The 17,571-nt window shown below is 62.8% G+C and carries 17 protein-coding genes and 1 tRNA gene; 10 read left to right on the forward strand and 8 right to left on the reverse strand.

Annotation, left to right across the window (positions count from 1 at the left end; genetic code table 11):
- Positions 1–11: 11 nt before the first annotated feature.
- Positions 12–1,031, reverse strand: coding sequence for a DUF4917 family protein (locus CKW13_RS03590; RefSeq protein WP_095107115.1), 1,020 nt, complete (start codon positions 1,029–1,031; stop codon positions 12–14).
- Positions 1,032–1,189: 158 nt separating this feature from the next.
- Between CKW13_RS03590 and yiaY the strand changes: the two genes are divergently transcribed.
- Complete coding sequence (gene yiaY / locus CKW13_RS03595) at positions 1,190–2,338, forward strand: L-threonine dehydrogenase (RefSeq protein ID WP_095107117.1); 1,149 nt, start codon at positions 1,190–1,192, stop codon at positions 2,336–2,338.
- A 42-nt stretch (positions 2,339–2,380) separates the two neighbouring features.
- On the opposite strand, the gene CKW13_RS03600 is transcribed toward yiaY, so the two are convergent.
- Positions 2,381–3,616 carry an aminotransferase class I/II-fold pyridoxal phosphate-dependent enzyme gene (locus tag CKW13_RS03600; protein WP_095107119.1) on the reverse strand — a complete coding sequence of 412 codons (1,236 nt, stop codon included), beginning with the start codon at positions 3,614–3,616 and terminating at the stop codon, positions 2,381–2,383.
- Between the two features lie 235 nt (positions 3,617–3,851).
- Here CKW13_RS03600 and CKW13_RS03605 point away from each other — a divergent pair, with 235 nt between their 5' ends.
- The 4 genes from CKW13_RS03605 to CKW13_RS03620 all read left to right on the forward strand — a co-directional run bounded on the left by CKW13_RS03605 (position 3,852) and on the right by CKW13_RS03620 (position 8,445).
- Positions 3,852–4,766: a LysR family transcriptional regulator gene (locus CKW13_RS03605; protein WP_095107121.1), complete on the forward strand. Its 915-nt coding sequence runs from the start codon at positions 3,852–3,854 to the stop codon at positions 4,764–4,766.
- Between the two features lie 132 nt (positions 4,767–4,898).
- On the forward strand, positions 4,899–6,110 hold the full coding sequence (locus CKW13_RS03610) for a CaiB/BaiF CoA-transferase family protein (RefSeq protein WP_095107123.1): 1,212 nt from the start codon (positions 4,899–4,901) through the stop codon (positions 6,108–6,110).
- On the forward strand, positions 6,107–7,048 hold the full coding sequence (locus tag CKW13_RS03615; RefSeq protein ID WP_095107124.1) for a hydroxymethylglutaryl-CoA lyase: 942 nt from the start codon (positions 6,107–6,109) through the stop codon (positions 7,046–7,048). Before CKW13_RS03610 ends, CKW13_RS03615 begins: the two co-directional genes overlap by 4 nt.
- A gap of 56 nt (positions 7,049–7,104) precedes the next feature.
- Positions 7,105–8,445, forward strand: coding sequence for an MFS transporter (locus CKW13_RS03620; protein ID WP_095107125.1), 1,341 nt, complete (start codon positions 7,105–7,107; stop codon positions 8,443–8,445).
- Between the two features lie 6 nt (positions 8,446–8,451).
- Here CKW13_RS03620 and CKW13_RS03625 read toward each other — a convergent pair whose 3' ends face one another.
- Positions 8,452–8,940, reverse strand: a complete 489-nt coding sequence (locus CKW13_RS03625) for a DMT family transporter (protein WP_095107127.1) — start codon at positions 8,938–8,940, stop codon at positions 8,452–8,454.
- 77 nt (positions 8,941–9,017) lie between these two features.
- Here CKW13_RS03625 and CKW13_RS03630 point away from each other — a divergent pair, with 77 nt between their 5' ends.
- From CKW13_RS03630 to CKW13_RS03645, 4 genes are all read left to right on the forward strand, one after another.
- Positions 9,018–9,944: a LysR family transcriptional regulator gene (locus tag CKW13_RS03630; RefSeq protein ID WP_095107128.1), complete on the forward strand. Its 927-nt coding sequence runs from the start codon at positions 9,018–9,020 to the stop codon at positions 9,942–9,944.
- A 108-nt stretch (positions 9,945–10,052) separates the two neighbouring features.
- A complete protein-coding gene (locus tag CKW13_RS03635; protein WP_095107131.1) occupies positions 10,053–10,697 on the forward strand; it encodes a LysE family translocator in 645 nt (214 codons plus the stop codon).
- Positions 10,698–10,778: 81 nt separating this feature from the next.
- On the forward strand, positions 10,779–12,119 hold the full coding sequence (locus tag CKW13_RS03640) for a bifunctional diguanylate cyclase/phosphodiesterase (RefSeq protein WP_095107719.1): 1,341 nt from the start codon (positions 10,779–10,781) through the stop codon (positions 12,117–12,119).
- A 150-nt stretch (positions 12,120–12,269) separates the two neighbouring features.
- Positions 12,270–12,770 (forward strand): DUF4142 domain-containing protein, encoded by a 501-nt coding sequence (locus tag CKW13_RS03645; protein ID WP_095107134.1) that lies wholly within the window; start codon positions 12,270–12,272, stop codon positions 12,768–12,770.
- A gap of 193 nt (positions 12,771–12,963) precedes the next feature.
- Here the strand turns inward: CKW13_RS03645 and CKW13_RS03650 are convergent.
- From CKW13_RS03650 to CKW13_RS03670, 5 genes are all read right to left on the reverse strand, one after another.
- Positions 12,964–13,037: transfer RNA gene (locus CKW13_RS03650), tRNA-Gly, on the reverse strand.
- A 145-nt stretch (positions 13,038–13,182) separates the two neighbouring features.
- A complete protein-coding gene (locus tag CKW13_RS03655) occupies positions 13,183–14,067 on the reverse strand; it encodes an alpha/beta fold hydrolase (RefSeq protein ID WP_095107139.1) in 885 nt (294 codons plus the stop codon).
- 307 nt (positions 14,068–14,374) lie between these two features.
- Positions 14,375–15,067, reverse strand: a complete 693-nt coding sequence (locus CKW13_RS03660) for a pseudouridine synthase (RefSeq protein ID WP_095107142.1) — start codon at positions 15,065–15,067, stop codon at positions 14,375–14,377.
- Between the two features lie 33 nt (positions 15,068–15,100).
- Positions 15,101–15,319 (reverse strand): cysteine-rich CWC family protein, encoded by a 219-nt coding sequence (locus tag CKW13_RS03665; RefSeq protein WP_095107144.1) that lies wholly within the window; start codon positions 15,317–15,319, stop codon positions 15,101–15,103.
- Positions 15,312–16,799 (reverse strand): sensor domain-containing diguanylate cyclase, encoded by a 1,488-nt coding sequence (locus tag CKW13_RS03670; RefSeq protein ID WP_095107146.1) that lies wholly within the window; start codon positions 16,797–16,799, stop codon positions 15,312–15,314. Before CKW13_RS03670 ends, CKW13_RS03665 begins: the two co-directional genes overlap by 8 nt.
- Before the next feature lie 127 nt (positions 16,800–16,926).
- On the opposite strand from CKW13_RS03670, the gene CKW13_RS03675 reads away from it, so the two are divergent.
- Positions 16,927–17,523 carry a DUF3757 domain-containing protein gene (locus CKW13_RS03675; protein ID WP_141233950.1) on the forward strand — a complete coding sequence of 199 codons (597 nt, stop codon included), beginning with the start codon at positions 16,927–16,929 and terminating at the stop codon, positions 17,521–17,523.
- The last annotated feature ends 48 nt before the right edge of the window (positions 17,524–17,571 follow it).

Consider the following 17,571-nt stretch of genomic DNA (forward strand, 5'->3'; position numbering starts at 1 on the left):
GCGCCCCGCACTCAGCGCTCCACCGGCACCGCCAACCCTGGATGGGTCAGGGCGTGGGTGCGGGCGTCGAAGAAGTGCAGTTCGGTGTCCAGCCCTTCAAACAGCGCCGCGTAGTGGCGTTTTTGGTGCTGCACAAAGGCCGCGGTGCGGGCCTTGATGCCGATGGCCAAGGCCTTGGGCCGGGCCAGGCGCAGGGCCTGGACAAGGTGCCGGTCCTGCTCGCCCAAGTTATGGCCGAGGATGCACAGGGCACCGTGTTGGCCCAGCAATTGCTGGTGGCAGAACGACAGATAGTCGGAGCTGCGAATGGTCTTGAGCTTGTCCTGGCTGCTGCCTTCATTAATGAACAGCGGTACGTCGTCCAGGGTCTTGATCGTATTGTTGATGGCGAAACTGCCGAGCAGGCTGGCCTCGGTGCTGGTCAGCTTGCGCGCGGTGCCGTCGCTGTTGCGCACCAGGTGCAGGCCGCCGTGCAGGTACAGCACGCGGGTTTTGGTCGTGGCGGTGCGGTTGAGGTCGAAGCTGGCGTCGGCACCGTCGAACAGGTCGCTGAGGGCCTGGGGGGCATGCTGGATCGCCCAGGAGGTGAGCAGGTCGTAGTTGCTGGTGAACACCGTGGGGTAGCGCGCCAGTTCCTGGCTGAGGGTGGCCAGGGTGGCCGGTTTGACCAGGCGCCAAGGGATGTGCACGGCGTGCACGCTGTTGATGAGCGCTTCCTTGATGGCGTAGTAGCGGTTGCGGGGTGCCGCCGAGCTGACGGCCAGGGCTTTGTTGACGCGGCTGGTGGTTTTCAGCGCGCTCAGGGCCTGCTCGAACACCCGCGTGCCGAGGGCCTCGAACACGCTCAGTTCTGAAGGCCCCAGGGGCTTTTCTTCCACCGTGCGGGCGTTTTCGAACAGCGAGTCGTAGCCAAAATCGTCCCATACCGCGCGGCTGGCGCCATTGCCCAGCAGCAGGGCGGTGCACTCGAGCGTGGCGCGCAGGGCGTTCCAGTCGGCGAGTTCGGCGTCAAATTCCTGGAAATCCTTCATTGCGGTTTTTCGTCTCAAGGCGTGTCGTTGGGCGGGGCGCAGACTCTAGCACGATGGGAAGTTGAGCCAGATCAACAACTGCCCTGACCTATGGGTCGATCCTGTGCGCATGCGTCGGGCCCTGTCATCGGCCCGGCCCCCATTTGAGAGGATTGGCCATGAGCAGCACGTTTTTTATTCCCGCCGTCAACATCATGGGCATTGATTGCCTGGAAGAAGCCATGGTTGCGATCCGCAACTACGGTTTCACCAAGGCCCTGATCGTCACCGACGCCGGTTTGGCCAAGGCCGGCGTGGCCACGGCGATTGCCGAGAAACTGGCGATGCAGGACATCGACTCGGTGATTTTCGACGGTGCCAAGCCCAACCCCAGCATTGCCAACGTCGAGGCGGGTTTGGCGTTGCTCAGTACCAGCCAGTGCGATTTCATCGTGTCCCTGGGCGGCGGTTCGCCCCACGACTGCGCCAAGGGCATCGCCCTGTGTGCCACCAACGGCGGGCATATCCGCGACTATGAGGGCGTGGATCAGTCGACCAAGCCGCAACTGCCCCTGGTGGCGATCAACACCACCGCTGGCACAGCCAGTGAGATGACCCGTTTTTGCATCATCACCGACGAATCGCGCCACGTGAAAATGGCCATCGTTGACCGCAACGTCACGCCGCTGTTGTCGGTCAACGACCCGGCGCTGATGGTGGCGATGCCCAAGGGCCTGACCGCCGCTACTGGCATGGACGCCCTGACCCACGCTATCGAAGCCTATGTCTCGACCGCCGCCAACCCGATTACCGACGCCTGTGCGATCAAGGCCATCGAATTGATTAGCGCTAACCTGCGTCTGGCTGTGCGCGACGGCAGTGACCTACAGGCCCGTGAAAACATGGCCTACGCGCAGTTCCTCGCCGGTATGGCGTTCAACAATGCTTCCCTGGGTTTTGTGCATGCCATGGCCCACCAATTGGGCGGTTTCTACGACTTGCCCCACGGCGTGTGCAATGCGGTGCTGTTGCCCCATGTGCAGACTTTTAACGCGGTGGTCAGCGCTGAGCGCCTCAGCCATGTGGCCCATGCCTTGGGCACGGATATACGCGGTATGAGTGCCGAGGAGGGGGCCCAAGCCGCCATCGTGGCGATTCGTTGCCTGGCCCAGGATGTGGAGATTCCCGCCGGTTTGCGCGAGTTGGGCGCCAAGTTGCAGGACATCCCGGTATTGGCCGCCAACGCGCTCAAGGACGCCTGTGGCCTGACCAATCCGCGTGCGGCGGATCAACGCCAGATCGAAGAGATTTTCCGCAGCGCCTTCTGACCTTCGCGCAGCGCCCGTGGCATGGCCATGCGCGGGCGCTGCTCAGTGGCGCACTTCGGCGCCCTGTTCGCCGAGCAAATCCCCGATTAACTCGCACAGTACCCGGATCACGTTGGGCTGCATGTCGGCACGCAAGGTGATTTTGAGCGCCGCTTCATGCCGCGCCACCAACGGGAAAAATATCGGGGCGGTGAGAAAACCGATCTTCGCCAACTCCCCCGCGACCCTGTTAGCCACCTCGGCCTTGCCACAGGGGATGAGGCGGATGGGCAGACCATTGGCCCGTTGCGGCGTCTGAATGAGGCGGTCGAAAAAGCGGATATTGACCTGAAGTTTTTCCTGCCATTGCGTGAATTCCCCCGTGCGGTGCAGGGCAACAGCCGCGCGGCCGGCGCCGATGCACGCTGCGTTCAAGCTTTGCGAACCATTGCCCGGCGCACCGTAGCGCAACGCCAATTGGCGCTGGCGCGGGTTGGCGAACATTACCGCTGCGCCGCTGGCGCCGAAGGCATTGGCCAGCGAGGCGACGACCAACAGGTCATCGTCCAGGGCGGGCACCCGGGGGCGCACCGAGCCCGCGCCGTACTGCCCAACGGTGCTCAGCCCGTGGGAATCGTCCAGGTAGAGGAACACGCCGTAGCGGTCCTTGAGGTACAGCAGGCTGTCGAGGTCGGCAACGCCGCCCATGGGGTACACCGCGTCGGCCACGTAGACGATTTTGGCGTAGCGCTTGCACAGGTCTTCCAGCACGTTCATGTCGTTGTGGGGCACGGTGATGACCTGGGTTTCATCACTGCACAGCGCCCGCAGGCGGCTCATGGAGCAATGGGCGCGGCGGTCAAACACCATCACCGGCGCGGTGTTGCCGGTCAGCGCGCCACTGGCCAACAAGGGCAGGATCGCGGCGCTGGCGGCGCTACACGACAGGGTGCTCAGGCAACAGGCGCCGAACAGTTCCGACAGCTCGTTTTCGTACTGCTCCAAAAGCGTTAACTGACAGCGCTGGCGCACATTGGCGACGCGCAGGGTGCCGGCGTCCTGCAGGCCCTGAATGGCGCCGGCGAGAATAGTTGGGTGGTAGTCCAGGCCCAGGTAGGAGGTGCTGCTGAAGTCGCGCAACTTGCGCCCGTGCTGGTCGAGCAAGTGGTTGGGGTTCTTCACCTCGACATGCAGGCCACACACACGCTGGGCCTCGGCCGCTTGCCAGTCGCGGTCGGCCAGGGCAATGACTTTTGTGTGATGGATAAAGCGGTGCAAGGGTGATGCTGGGTGGTTCATGGGGCAGTCCTTTGTGTGAACAGTATCTGTTTCTTTTTGTGTCAGCTTGACGGGGCGTGACTTTACAGAGCCTTCATCACCCAGATGAATCGGCTGCTTCTCTTACGGCTGCGGGGCGCTGGATGCTTGCGTGTAGGCTTTTACTGATGCTGTTGTGGGGTCGTCCGCAAGCCCCCGTCGGGGCCAGTAACGGCGATATTCTGCCGCTCCCATCGCCCGCCCCGCTGAGCCTTTGATGCTGCATAAAAGCCTGATCCGTCGCCTGGACCTGATAACCCTGCAACTTTTTGTCGCCGTCCATGAGGAAGGCACCCTGACCCGGGCCGCCGGCCGTGAGGCCATCGCACTGTCGGCCGCGAGCAAGCGCCTGATGGAGTTGGAAGAAGCGCTGGGCATCGGCCTGTTCATGCGCCAAGCCAAGGGCATGGTGCTGACGCCCGCCGGGGAAACCCTGCTGCACCACGCCCGCAAAATGCTGTTCAACGTAGAGAAAATGGGCTTGGAACTGAGCGAACACAGCTTCGGTGTGCGTGGCTACGTGCGCATGTTGGGCAACCTCTCGGCGATCATTCAGTTTTTGCCCCAGGACCTGCGGGACTTTTCCGAGCACCACCCCCACGTCAAGGTCGACCTCGAAGAGCGCCCTAGCAGTGGCGTGATCCAAGGCGTACTCGACGGTGTGGCGGACTTCGGTATTTGCTCGCGTGACAGCGATGTCAAGACACTGGGCGCCGTGCCTTATCGCCACGATCAATTGATGGTGGTGATGCGCGCCGACCATGAGTTGGCCAGCGCCCGGGAACTGGCGTTTGTCGACACCCTGGGCAGCGACTATGTGGGCCTGCATGCCGCCAGTTCGATCAACATGCGCACCCACGCGGCGGCGCGTCAGGCCGGGCGGGTGCTGCGCCTGCGTATCCACGTGCCGGGGTTTGACGCGGTGTGCTGCATGGTGTTGGCCAACATGGGCATCGGCATCCTGCCGCAACGGGCCTTCGAACTGATTGGCCAGCCCTTGGGCCTGCATGCGGTGCCGCTGAGTGACGACTGGGCACGTCGCACGTTGATTCTGGTGGTGCGGGACGAGGCTTCGCTTTCTCCTGTAAGCCGCATGCTCTTCGAGCGGTTACGCTTGGTGCATGGCGTGTAGGAAACGGCTGGCCGTTTTGGCATCCATTGCCCGTTCGTATTTGGCGAAAGCCTGTTGCCAACTCACGGTTGGATTCCCCGCCCCGCGCTCCTCTAGCCTTGGTCGAACTTCCAAGAACAAGAGGTAAGCCCCATGAACGCCTCCACGAGCGAAACGACCGCCCTGTACGGGATCAAGGTCATTGAGATTGGCACCCTTATCGCCGCGCCTTTCGCCGCGCGCCTGCTGGCGGAGTTCGGCGCCGAAGTCATCAAGATCGAAGCCACCGGCCAGGGCGACCCGTTGCGTAAATGGCGAAAGCTCCATGAGGGCACATCACTGTGGTGGTACCTGCAATCGCGCAACAAGAAGTCCCTGGCGTTGAACCTCAAGTCCGCCGAGGGCGTGGCGCTGGTCAAACAACTGGCCACTACCGCCGATGTGCTGATCGAGAACCTGCGCCCCGGTGCGCTGGAGGCCCTGGGCCTGGGCTGGGATGAGTTGCATGCGATCAACCCGGGGCTGACCCTGGTGCGTATCTCCGGCTATGGCCAGAGCGGCCCGTACCGCGACCGCCCCGGTTTCGGCGCGATTGGCGAGGCCATGGGCGGGTTGCGTTACACCACCGGCACTCCGGGTTCGCCGCCGGCGCGGATGGGGGTGAGCCTGGGGGATTCATTGGCCTCGCTGCATGGCGTGATCGGCGCGCTGATCTCGTTGTTGCGGGTCAAGACCGGGCGCGGCGCGGGGCAGGTCGTGGATGTGTCGCTGGTGGAAAGCGTATTCAACGTGATGGAAAGCCTGGTGCCGGAGTACGACTTGCTGGGCCATGTGCGTGAGCGCAGCGGCGGTTCGCTGCCGGGCATTGCGCCGTCCAACACCTACCTGACGGCGGATGGCGCCTACGTGGTGATCGCCGGCAACAGCGACCCGATCTACAAACGCCTGATGACCGCCATCGGCCGCGAAGACCTGGCCCTGGCGCCGGAGTTCGCCCACAACGACGGGCGCGCGGCCGGTAGCCGGGTGCTCGATGCCGCTATCGGCCACTGGACGTCCAGCCTGCCCATCGAGCGCGTGCTGCAAGTGCTGGACGCCGCCCAAGTGCCGGCCGGCAGGATCTATTCGGTGGCCGACATCGTCGCCGACCCCCACTACCAGGCGCGGGAGATGCTGCTGCAGGCCGAGTTGCCCGGTGGCACCCGGGTGAAGATGCCGGGCATCGTGCCCAAGCTTTCCGCTACGCCAGGGGCGGTGAACTGGTCCGGGCCGGGCCTGGGCCAGCACACCGACGAAGTCCTCGCGGGGCTGGGCTTGAGCGTGCGGCAGATCGAAGGCCTGCGGGCTGCGGGGGTGGTGCAATGATCTCGGATTTCTCCCAGACCCTAGTGATCCAGGAAGTGTCGCCCCGCGACGGCTTGCAGATCGAGCCGATCTGGGTCGAAACGGTGGACAAGATTGCGCTGATCGACGAACTGTCCCTGGCCGGCTTCAGCCGCATCGAGGCCGGCTCGTTTGTCTCGCCCAAAGCGGTGCCGGCGCTGCGTGACAGCGAGCACGTGTTCCAGGGCATTACCCGTCAGCCGGGGGTCGTTTATGTAGCCCTGGTGCCCAACCTCAAGGGCGCGCAACGGGCGTTGGCGGCTCGGGCCGACGAGCTGAACCTGGTGATGTCCGCTAGCCAGACCCACAACCTGGCGAATCTGCGCATGAGTTGCGAGGGCTCCTTCCTCGCGTTCGGCGAGGTGGTGGAGAGTGTCCGCGGTACGGCGGTGGGCCTCAACGCCACCGTGGCGACGGCGTTTGGCTGCCCGTTCGAGGGCAAGATCGATGCCGACCGCGTGCTGGGCATAGTCGACGGCTACCTGGAGTTGGGCATGCACGGCATCACCCTGGCCGACACCACGGGCATGGCCAACCCGTTGCAGGTCGAACGCCTGGTGCGCCGAGTGTTGCAGCGGGTGCCGGCGGCGCGCCTGACCCTGCATTTCCACAACACCCGGGGCCTGGGCCTGTGCAACGTGTTGGCTGCTTTCGAGGCCGGTGCGCGGCGCTTCGACGCCTCCCTCGGGGGCTTGGGCGGCTGCCCGTTCGCGCCGGGCGCCTCAGGGAATATCTGCACCGAGGATCTGGTGAACCTATGCGATGAAATGGGCATCCACACCGGCATCGAGCTGCCCCTGCTGCTGCGCCTGTCCCGGCGCCTGCCCGCGTTGCTGGGTCATGAGCTGCCCGGCCAGGTCGCCAAGGCGGGCACGCCCCAACATCTGTATCCGGTGCCGCAATACGTCGCAGGGCTGTAACCCGGAAAACCATAAAAACAATCGGGCGCCTGCGGGCGACCCACTGGAGAAATTTCATGAGCCTGAATGTCCTGGGGGTCGGCGCGAGGCCGGCCACTTCTCAAGATGCCGAGCGGGCGGTGGTGCGCAAAGTCGCCTGGCGCCTGATGCCGCTCATCATGGTGTGCTACCTGTTCGCGTTTTTTGATCGCATCAACATCAGCTTTGCCAAGTTCCAGTTGCAGGCCGACCTGAGCCTGAGCGACACGGCCTATGGCCTGGGGGCCGGGCTGTTCGTGGTCGGCTATGTGATCTTCGAGGTGCCGAGCAACATGATGCTGTACCGGGTCGGCGCACGGCGCTGGATCGCGCGGATCATGATGTCCTGGGGCTTGGCCACGGCGGCCATGGTGTTCGTTACCGCCGAATGGCAGTTCTATGTGCTGCGTTTCCTGATTGGCGCCATGGAGGCCGGTTTCGCGCCGGGGGTGCTGTATTACCTGACGCTGTGGTTCCCTCAGCATTTCCGTGGCCGGATCACCTCCATGCTGTTCCTTGCCTCGGCTTTCGCCGGGTTGGTGGGGGCGCCGTTCTCGGGGCTGGTGCTGCAGCACCTGGATGGCGTACTGGCGATGCGCGGTTGGCACTGGTTGTTCCTGCTCGGAGGCTTGCCCTGCATCGGCCTCGGCTTGTTGGTACTGGGCCTGCTCAAAGACCGTATCGAAGACGCACCGTGGCTGAGCGCCGCAGAGAAAATGCTTCTGGCCAGCCGCATCGCCCAGCACGAACCGCACAAGCACGGTGGCTCCTTGCTCTCGGCGCTGCGCATTCCAGGGTTTCTGACCCTGGGCCTGATCTACTTCCTGATCCAGGTGGCGTCCTATGGCCTGAACTTCTGGGCACCGCAGATGATCCGCAGCGCCGGCACGGAGGACCCGGTGATGATCGGCCTGCTGACCGCCATCCCCTACGTCTGCGGCGCGATCACCATGGTCGTGATGGGGCGCTGGTCGGACGCCACTGGCGAGCGGCGCAAGTTTGTCTGTGGCCTGGTTAGCCTGGGCGCGGTGGGGTTCTTTTGCGCCGGGATCTTTGCCAGCCACACCACGTTCCTCATCATCGCCCTGGGCATGTTGGGCGCCGGGATCATTGCTTCGATCCCGGCCTTCTGGACCTTGCCGCCCAAGTTGCTGGCAGGGGGCGGGGCGGCGGCAGCCGGCGGCATCGCGGTGATAAACACCCTGGGCCAGTTTGGTGGGATCGTCAGCCCGGTAATGGTCGGCCGCATTCGCGACCTGACTGGCAGCACCACGCCGGCGCTGTACGTGATCGGCACTGCCGCGTTGCTCGCCGCGGCCCTTGTGTTGTGGGGGTTGCCGCAGAAGCTGCGGGCCCTGGACACCCCGCGGGCGGACTGACACCGATCAGTGGCTGGTGGCCAGGGCCTTGGCCGCCGAGCCACCGAACTGGATCAGCCCTACACCGGCAATCAGCAGGATGGCCCCCAGCAGGCGCGGCGGGGTCAACTGCCGCTCCATCAGGCCGAACCAGCCGAAGTGGTCCAGCACCAGGGACGCGATAACCTGCCCGGCCAGCGCCAGGGCAATGAACCCCGATGCGCCGAGCCGGGGCAGCAGCACCAGCGCCAGGGAAATGAAGCACACCCCGAACGCACCGCCGGCCCACATCCACAGCGGCGCCTTGCTGATAAAACCCAGGGATGGCAGCGGCAGGCGCAGCATCAGGATGATCGGCAACAGCACCGCGATACTCACCAGCAGCGAGGCGAGGGTGGCCCACAACGGGTGGCCCAGGCCGCGGCCGAGGTTCGCGTTGATCGCACTCTGGAAGGGCACGACCGCCCCGGCGATCACTGCCAGTAGTAAAAGGCCAAGCCAATGCAAAGGGTTCATGTGAAGGTTCCTGGAGGTTTTGCTGGACTCTAATGTATTCATAGTTTTAATTTAAATTCCGTTTTCAAATGTAGAACATGCACAAGATGAATGATCTGCGTCGTATCGACCTCAACCTGTTGGTGGTGCTGGACGCCTTGCTCAGCGAGCAACAGGTGACCCGCGCCGCCGAACGCCTGCATTTGAGCCAACCGGCGGTGAGCCATGCCCTAGCACGCCTGCGCGACATGCTCGGCGACCCCTTGCTGGTACGCGCCGGGGCTGGCTTGGTAGCCACGCCTCGGGCCTTGGAATTGGCGCAACCCCTGGCCGAGGCCTTGGCGCGGGTACAGGCATTGCTGGCGCCGAGCCAGTTCGACCCAGCGTCGGCCAAGCGCCGGTTTCGCCTGGCGATGTCTGACTATGGCGCGGCGCTGGTGTTGCCAGGGTTGATCCGCACCTTGCGCCAGCAGGCGCCGGGCATCGACCTGGTGGTCAGCCACGCCAGCCGCGAAGGCATGCTCGATGGCGTGCTCAACGGTGACATCGACCTGGCTGCCGGGGTGTTCCCCGAACTGCCCCATGAGCTGCGCAGCACCCCGCTGTTCGAGGAGCACTTCGCCTGCCTGGTGGATCGCCACAGCCTTGGCGCCGACGGCCAGCTCGACTTGCCCACGTACCTGGCGCGGCCCCATGTGCTGCTGGAGATGCGCGGCAGCGGCACCCCGGAAATCGAGCGGGCGCTGACAGCGATCCGCTGCCGCCGTCATGTGGCGGTCAGCCTGCCGCACTGGAGCGTCGCGCCACACCTGATCGGCGGCACCGACCTGATTCTCACTGTTGCCTCGCGGGGGTTGCGGGGTATCGACGACCCAGGGTTGGCAGTGGTGGCCCCGCCGTTCAGCATTCCCAACTTCAATTTCGTGCTTGCCTGGCACGAGCGCCGGGGTGGCGACCCGGCCCTCAATTGGCTCAACGGGCAGATTGAACAAGTGTCGGGCCGCGTGCCGCAGGCTCAGCGGTAGCTAGTAATCTTTAGCGCCTGAGATAGACTGCGGCGATTCGCCTCATGTCGTTTGGCCATCTGCCTTGGACATGATCGACCTTCATTACAGTTCTCGATGGAAAACGGGATGACGCCTTCCTTGCTGTTCGCGGTACTGGCTTCTGGTTTTATCTATGGCATCACCCCAGGCCCGGGCGTGCTGGCGGTGTTCGGCATCGGCGCGGCGCGAGGGCGCCGGGCGGGGGCGGGGTTCCTCTGCGGGCACCTGCTGGGCGATGTGGTGTGGTGTAGCACGGCGCTGATCGCCATTGTCGGTGCGCGGGTGATCGGCAGTACGGCGTTCGACGTGCTGGGCGTGCTTAGCGGCCTGTACCTGTTCTGGCTCGGCGCGCGGGCGCTGGGTGCGCGGCGCAACAGCGACCCGGCCACCCAAGGCCCGGCGCGGCAACCGTTTTGGCATGGCGTGGTGTTTGGCCTGACCAACCCCAAGGCTTACCCGGTGGCGGTGGCGACCTTCACGGCGCTGCTGTCCAGCCGTGCCGAACTGCTCAACTGGGAAATGCTGCCGTGGCTGATTTTCCTCAGTTTTATCGGCGGGCTGGCGGCGTACGCCATCCTGATCGCCGTGGTTGGCGCGCGGCACGTGCGTACCCTGTACCAGCGCCATGAGCTGGCGATCACCCGGGTTTGCGGCTTGATGTTCATCGGCTTCGCCATCAATGCCCTGTTGCACGCGGTGCCCGGGTTGCTGGCGAACAAAACCCTGGATTGACCCTCCAGGGAGCAGCGCTGCAGTAATGGCCCCAGGGACGGATACTCAATGCTGGATTTTTACGGGCAGTATCGACTCCAGATGGCAACCAAGAACTCCGCTCCACTGGCGAGCTACATCGATCTATTGCTGGATGCCGTGTGCGCGGTGGACGGGCAGGGGCGTTTTGTCTTTGTCAGCGCCGCGTGCGAGCGGATCTTCGGCTATACCCCCGAGGAACTGATCGGCCGGGCGATGATCGACCTGGTCCACCCCGCCGACCGCGAGCGCACCCTGCAAGCGGCGCGGGAAATCATGGGCGGTCAGCCCATGCCGAATTTCGAGAACCGCTACCTGTGCAAGGACGGGAAAATCGCCCATATCCTTTGGTCGGCACGCTGGTCGCCCGTGGATCAACTGCGCATCGCTGTTGCCCGCGACATCACCGAGCGCAAGTTGGCCGAGTCCAAACAGGCTGCGCTTTATGCCATCTCCGAAGCCGCCCATGCCGCCGAGGATTTACTGGCGTTGTTCGGCCGCATCCACCGCATCATCGGCGAGTGGCTGCCGGCGCTGAACTTCTCCGTGGCGCTGTACGACCACCAGTGCCAGCAGATCAGTTTTCCTTATCAGGTTCACGACCAGAACGCTGCGCCGCAGCCTCAAGGCGTGGACACGGCCAGCCTGTGCGCAGAGGTCATCCGCAGTGGCCAGCCGCTACTGCTCACGCCTGAGGACAGCGGCCGGTTGCCGGCCTTCGACGCGTTGGCCCATGACCTGCACTCTTCCTGCTGGCTCGGCGTGCCGCTGACATCCCCGCGCGGCACCATCGGCGCCTTGGTGGTCAAGAGCCCGCCGGGTGGGGAGCACTACACCGAGCAGGATAAGGAACTGCTGCAATACGTCTGCGCCCAGGTGGCCACCGCCATCGAGCGCAAGCAACTGCACGCGCGTTTGCAGCACATGGCACAGTTCGACCAGTTGACCCAACTGCCTAACCGCGAACTGCTGCGCGAACGGGTGCGGGCGGCGCTGACCCGCGCGCGGCAGGAGGCGGGGCGCATGGCACTGCTGTACATCGACCTGGACAAGTTCAAACAGGTCAACGACAGCTACGGGCACGGCGTTGGCGACCTGCTATTACAAGCCGTGGCCAGTCGCCTCAAGGGCTGCGTGCGCGAAAGCGACACCGTCGCGCGCATGGGCGGCGATGAGTTCGTCGTGCTGCTTGAAAAGGTGCACGAAGAAGAGGATGGCCGACGCGTGGCCGAGAAGATCCGCCAGGCCCTGAGCCAGCCGCTGCACCTGGGTGGCCATCTACTGACCATCGTTCCCAGTATCGGCCTGGCGTTTTACCCGCAGCACGGCGACGAAGACACGCAATTGTTCAAGCACGCCGACGATGCCATGTACGCCGAAAAACGACGCCAGCAAGCGCTCTGAACTGGGGCCGTTCGTCGTGGCCGCGACAAGTTTTTTAAACCTTTACGGTGCCAGGCATTCTGAAGTTGTGCGGGCGTCCCCCGCGCCAGTCACTCAGGAGGCAAGGCTAAGGCCTGCGCCTCAACTGCCATCTTCAAGGAGGGCGCGATCATGAGCCTCAAGGCCAGCCGATTACGCACCGTCAGTTTTTCCCTGCTCTTGGGCCTGTGGGCCAGCCAGGCCTGGGCCCAGACGCCCGCGCAATTCATCGACGACGCTTCGGCCCAAGCCATCGCCGACATCGAACTGAACCGCATGGCCCACCAGAAAACCGAGTCCCAAGAGGTCAAGGACTACACCATCCAGGTCATCAACGACCGCACCACCGCCAACCAGCACCTGGCCAAAATCGCCAAGCAACTGGCACTGCCCGTGGCCGAGCGCAGCGAAGTGGTCGACAAAGCCAAACGCCTGATGCCCCAGGTCAAGGACGGCGACACCTTCGACCAGGCCTACGCCGCCGCTCAGGTGAAAAACACCGAACAAGCCATCGAACAACTGCAACAACAGGCGAAAACCAGCGAACTGCCGGAACTCAAGGCTTTTGCTGAAGAAACCCTGCCCAAACTGGAAGAACACCTGGAGCGGGCGCGGGCATTGGCGGGCAGGTAACACGAACCTCTGTTTTAGGTGGGCGTGGGCGCTTGTGATGGCATCGATTGTCGCCGGGTGGAAATGTCCGGCCCATTCAGCGGCTTGTCGAAGCGGTGGCTTGCGAGATGACGGGGCACAAAAAAACCGGCGTATTAGCCGGTTTTTTGGGTTCGCTGTTTGCCACAAGGAGCGGGACCAGGCGAGGAATAAGTGGAGCGGGTGAAGGGAATCGAACCCTCGTTATCAGCTTGGGAAGCTGGAGTAATGCCATTATACGACACCCGCTCAGAGCGGCTGACTTTGTACCAGATGTGCGCTTGGATTTGAAGTTTTTCTTTGTCGGGTCAACACATTAGTGGCCGGTATTGAGAGAGCAAGCCCCACGTATCGGGTGTTTTGGCCGTGGCGTGGGGCTTGTTTGCAGGGCGGGTCAAAGGGCCAGTGCAGGGTGGACCGGGTGGTGGAGGTAGCGCGGTCGGGTTTCGTGTTGGCCGGGTTTGAGGAAACCTATCAAGGCGTGGCGGGTGTCGCGGCAGGCGGCTTTGTGTTCCATGTCGAGGAAGTGCCCCGTGGCCTGGACGGTGCTGAAGCTGCTGTGCTGCACGTGGTCGGCGAACAGTTTGGCGTCGCTGGCGCCGGTGTATTCATCCCATTCACCATTGACGAACAGCACCGGCACGCTGATTTTTTTCGCGGCGCGCAGGTAGCAACTGCGGTCGCTGGTGAGTACGTCGTTGATGTGAAAGCGCATTTGCCCATATTCGTGCTCGGCCAGGTTGCTGACGTGGCGGTAGTTGAAGCGCTTGAACAGGGACGGCAGGTGTTTGCCGATGGTGGAATTCACCAAGTGCCCGACCCGGTCGCGGTCCAGGGCGCCGAGGTAGCCAGCCCCGCGTTCGAGGTAGTCGAGCATGGGCGCGTTGATGACCGGCGAGAACGAACTGACCACGGCTTTTTCGATCCGTCGTGGCCGTTGGGCCAAGGCTACTAGCGTGGCCGCGCCGCCCCAGGAGAAGGACAGGATGTGCTCGGCGGCGAAGTGATCGATCAGTTCCAGCAGGATCTGCCCTTCGACGTCCTTGGTGAGCATTTTTTCATGGCGGTTGTGGGCCTTGGATTTGCCCGCGTAGGGCTGGTCGTAGAGCACCACATTGAACTGCGGGTGCAGGTTTTTCACGGTTTGGGCAAATGACGCAGTGGTGGCCATCGAGCCGTTGACCAGGATGATGGTTTTTTCTGCGGCATCTGCGCGATAGAACTCCGTGTAGACCCGGTACTGCCCCTGTATATCCAGCACGGCGATTTCTGGCCTCATGTCGTAAGACTCCTGGCAAGCAAGCGGGTATGCGCGCAACGTGAGTGTGCACGGGCTTTGTGACAGGTAGGCATACGCCTGCAAGTGAGGGCCCATGTCGATCCGCTGGGGCTGGTCGACGGGTGTTGTTATAGGCGGGCAATTTGCCGGAATGCGTTGAGCCTCAAGGGCCCAGGCCAGCAAATTTTTTATTGGAAGTGGCTTGTGACTGTACGGTCATGTTGCGGCCGACCGTTTGATTCAAGCAGGGCATCGGGCAACCCGCAAGTACCGAATGGCCATTGTCCTGCAACCTGCAGGGCCGACTTCAGATCTGCTGGATTTCATCCGGGGTTAAGGCACGGTACTGGCCCGGCGCCAGGGCCGGGTCAAGCACCAGCGGCCCCATGGCTTCGCGATGCAGGCGCAGAACCTTGTTGTCGAAGTGGCCGAACATGCGTTTGACCTGATGGTAGCGGCCTTCGACGATGCTCAGGCGTGCGGTCCTGGGGCCCAGCACTTGGAGTTCGGCGGGTTGGGTGGTGAGGTTTTCAAAGGCAAAGTACAGGCCGGCGGCGAATATCTGTGCGTAGTGCGGGCCGATGTCTTGCTCGGTTTCGACGTAATAGACCTTGGCCAGTTTGGTCTGCGGCTGGGTCAGGCGCCGCGACCAAGTGCCATCATTGGTCAGTAGCATCAGGCCGGTGGTGTTGAAGTCCAGGCGCCCGGCGATGTGCAGTTGGTGCTTGTCCGGTGCGGCGATCAGGTCCAGGACGGTTTTGTGCTCTGGGTCGCGGGTGGCGCTGACGCAGCCCTTGGGCTTGTGCAGCATTAGATAGCGCGCGGGCCTTGCGGCTTGCAGCAACTGGCCATCGCATTCGACCCGGCTGAACTCGCGCACGTCATGGTGGGGGTCGCTGACGGTGTGCCCGTCCACCTGCACGCGGCGTTCTGCCAGCAGCAGGCGCACCTGTTTGCGGTTGAAGCAGGGCAGGTTGCTGAGAAAGCGATCGAGGCGCATGGCTATCGGCGGGCGGCGAATGGGGCGCGCATGTTACTCCACGGCCGGGGCCGCTGCCTGCAACTGCGCGTCGACTTGCGCGCAGCGCGGGCACAGGCACGCGGCGTTACGCAGTTCGGGGGGCAAGGCCTGCAGCACGCGCGGGTCGATGCTGACGCTGTAGCACCAGCAGGCCTGGTCGGCGCTACGCGGGTCGGCCAGGGTGCAGTCGTTGCGGGCGCCGCAGGCCGGGCACAGTTCGGGTTTATTCATAGCTTGAGTGAGGCATTTCTACGCAGGTGCGGTTGCGGCCCGTCTGTTTGGCCCGGTACATCGCCTGATCGGCCCGGGACAGCAGGCTGTGCAGGGTGTCGTCGGGTTGCAGGGTGGTGAGGCCGATACTGACGGTTATTTGCAGGGTTTGCCCCTGATAGTCGTAGCGTTGTTCTTCGATGCGCGTGCGAATTTTTTCGGCAATCATCAGGCCATCCTGGCCGTCGGTGTCTTTGAGCAGCACGATGAATTCTTCACCGCCCCAGCGGCAGATGATGTCGGATTGGCGCAGGCAGCTTTCCAGGTCTCGGGAGAAACCGGCCAGCACCTTATCGCCGGCGAGGTGGCCGTAGGTGTCGTTCAGGCGTTTGAAATGGTCCAGGTCCAGCAGCATCGCGGCCAGGGGCTTGGGCTCGCGCTGAGCTTCGTGCAGCGCTTGCGCGGCCAGCAGGTCGAAGCCACGGCGGTTGGGTAGGTCGGTGAGGCTGTCGAGGGTAGCCTGGGTCTCGATCCGCCGTTGGTAACGGTTGACCACGCGGTTAAGCAGCGCCAGCACGATGAGCGTGACGATCAGGCAGATCAGCAGGTTCAGGTACAGCGACTGGCGGATCTCGCCCAGGGCGCTGTCTTCGCGCTTGTCGACGAACAGATACCAGTTCAGTTCCGGAATAAAGCGCACATTAAGAAAGTGCTCCTGGCCTTGGGCCGAGTATTCATAACTGCCACTGTGGGGCTTGGGCAGTTTGGCCAGCAGGTCTTTGAGGCTTTCCAGGTCATGCAGCGATTGCCCGGCGCGCGCGCCTTGCGGGCCACCGTCGGCACCGGTGAGCACGAGCCGTCCCGTGGTGTCGACGAAGTACACGCTGCGCTGGTAGCGCTGCTGGTAGGTGTCGATCAGTTTTATCACCGCATCGACGGTCAGGCCCACACCAGCGGCGCCGATGAACTGGTTCGCGTAGTCGTAGACTTTGTAGTTGATGAAGAACGTCAGGCTGTCCTGGTTGGCCATGTCCAGGTCAACGTTGATCTCGTAGGGCGTGGCCATGTCGCGCACGCGGAAGTACCAGGCATCGCGGGGCTCATCGACGGCGATTTTCTTCAGCACGCCCTTGGCCTGGTAGTAGGTCAGGCTGCTGTTGGAGACGAAGAACGCGGTGTATGCGCCGTAGTGGGTCATCACTTCGTTGAGGTAGCGGGTCATCTGCCCCGGCTCGCGCTCGCCGGCCATCACCCAATCGCGCATGAAGGTGTCGCGGGCCATCATCGAGGAAATCAGGATGGGCCGTACCAAATCCTTCTGGATTTCCGAGTAGACGGTGTCGGAGGTCAGGGGCAGTTCGGTGTTGACGATGTTGTCGCGAATGGAGGCCCGCGAGGCGTAGTAACTCAGTAGCGAAGTGGCGAGGAAGCCACAGCCCAGCAGAGCGATAAGGGTGGTGACCAACCCGCGTTGGGAGTAGAGCGCAGAACGAAGCGGCATAGCGATTCCATGGCTAGAGACCTGATGGGTGCATTCTAGTGGCACCGAGGGTAAATGATGGAGGCATTTTCGGCCGCCTTGCGCTGCTGCAAAGCCGGGAAGGGGGGGAGTAACGAGTTGCCTGGCATTGTTCTTATTGTTGTTTGGGATTAAGCCTACAGAAAGTCCCATTGTTAAATTACTAATGCCCGATAGTCTCATCACTGTCCGCTGTAAACGTATTCGCAAGGAATCGAAACAGGCGGATTTAATTAACGACTATCAGGGGTTAGTTATGAAAATGAAATTTCTTGTTGCCGCGGCACCATTGTTTTTTTCCATGAGTTCGTGGGCCGTTAGTTTTGAAAGCTGCCCGGCACCGGCGGATATCACCGGTAAGTACGGCATCTACACGGCAACTACGGCCAGTGCCAAAGGCGAGTGGCTTGGCGTGCTCAGCCCGTCGGCAGTGCAAAACCAAAAAGTGGTGTCGTTTGAGAATGGAGTGTTCTACCCCAGTAACAATGCCAGTGGAACAGTGGGCACTGTGGGTTATTGCCAATATAAAGTGGGTAATGGTGAAGGCTTGAATATGCGTTATCGCCCGAACGAAAGTTCTGATGTTTTAGTACAGCTGAGGAACCTGGATAAGTGGAAGCAAGTTACCACCGAGATTGGCTTGGTGTTGTATGAATGCACCAACCAGGCACCGGGCGACTGTGCCTTCAGTGATGTCGAACAATAATTCGCGCGGATAACCGCAACCGCCAGGCAGCCACCCGGGTACCCTCGT

The sequence above is a fragment of the Pseudomonas sp. Irchel 3E20 genome (assembly GCF_900187645.1).
Taxonomy (GTDB): Bacteria; Pseudomonadota; Gammaproteobacteria; order Pseudomonadales; family Pseudomonadaceae; genus Aquipseudomonas.

Coding starts and splice junctions, on each gene's coding strand:
- CKW13_RS03590 (WP_095107115.1), bottom strand. CDS start 1,031: ATGAAGGATTTCCAGGAATTTGACGCCGAACTCGCCGACTGGAACGCC.
- yiaY (WP_095107117.1), top strand. CDS start 1,190: ATGAGCAGCACGTTTTTTATTCCCGCCGTCAACATCATGGGCATTGAT.
- CKW13_RS03600 (WP_095107119.1), bottom strand. CDS start 3,616: ATGAACCACCCAGCATCACCCTTGCACCGCTTTATCCATCACACAAAA.
- CKW13_RS03605 (WP_095107121.1), top strand. CDS start 3,852: ATGCTGCATAAAAGCCTGATCCGTCGCCTGGACCTGATAACCCTGCAA.
- CKW13_RS03610 (WP_095107123.1), top strand. CDS start 4,899: ATGAACGCCTCCACGAGCGAAACGACCGCCCTGTACGGGATCAAGGTC.
- CKW13_RS03615 (WP_095107124.1), top strand. CDS start 6,107: ATGATCTCGGATTTCTCCCAGACCCTAGTGATCCAGGAAGTGTCGCCC.
- CKW13_RS03620 (WP_095107125.1), top strand. CDS start 7,105: ATGAGCCTGAATGTCCTGGGGGTCGGCGCGAGGCCGGCCACTTCTCAA.
- CKW13_RS03625 (WP_095107127.1), bottom strand. CDS start 8,940: ATGAACCCTTTGCATTGGCTTGGCCTTTTACTACTGGCAGTGATCGCC.
- CKW13_RS03630 (WP_095107128.1), top strand. CDS start 9,018: ATGCACAAGATGAATGATCTGCGTCGTATCGACCTCAACCTGTTGGTG.
- CKW13_RS03635 (WP_095107131.1), top strand. CDS start 10,053: ATGACGCCTTCCTTGCTGTTCGCGGTACTGGCTTCTGGTTTTATCTAT.
- CKW13_RS03640 (WP_095107719.1), top strand. CDS start 10,779: ATGGCAACCAAGAACTCCGCTCCACTGGCGAGCTACATCGATCTATTG.
- CKW13_RS03645 (WP_095107134.1), top strand. CDS start 12,270: ATGAGCCTCAAGGCCAGCCGATTACGCACCGTCAGTTTTTCCCTGCTC.
- CKW13_RS03655 (WP_095107139.1), bottom strand. CDS start 14,067: ATGAGGCCAGAAATCGCCGTGCTGGATATACAGGGGCAGTACCGGGTC.
- CKW13_RS03660 (WP_095107142.1), bottom strand. CDS start 15,067: ATGCGCCTCGATCGCTTTCTCAGCAACCTGCCCTGCTTCAACCGCAAA.
- CKW13_RS03665 (WP_095107144.1), bottom strand. CDS start 15,319: ATGAATAAACCCGAACTGTGCCCGGCCTGCGGCGCCCGCAACGACTGC.
- CKW13_RS03670 (WP_095107146.1), bottom strand. CDS start 16,799: ATGCCGCTTCGTTCTGCGCTCTACTCCCAACGCGGGTTGGTCACCACC.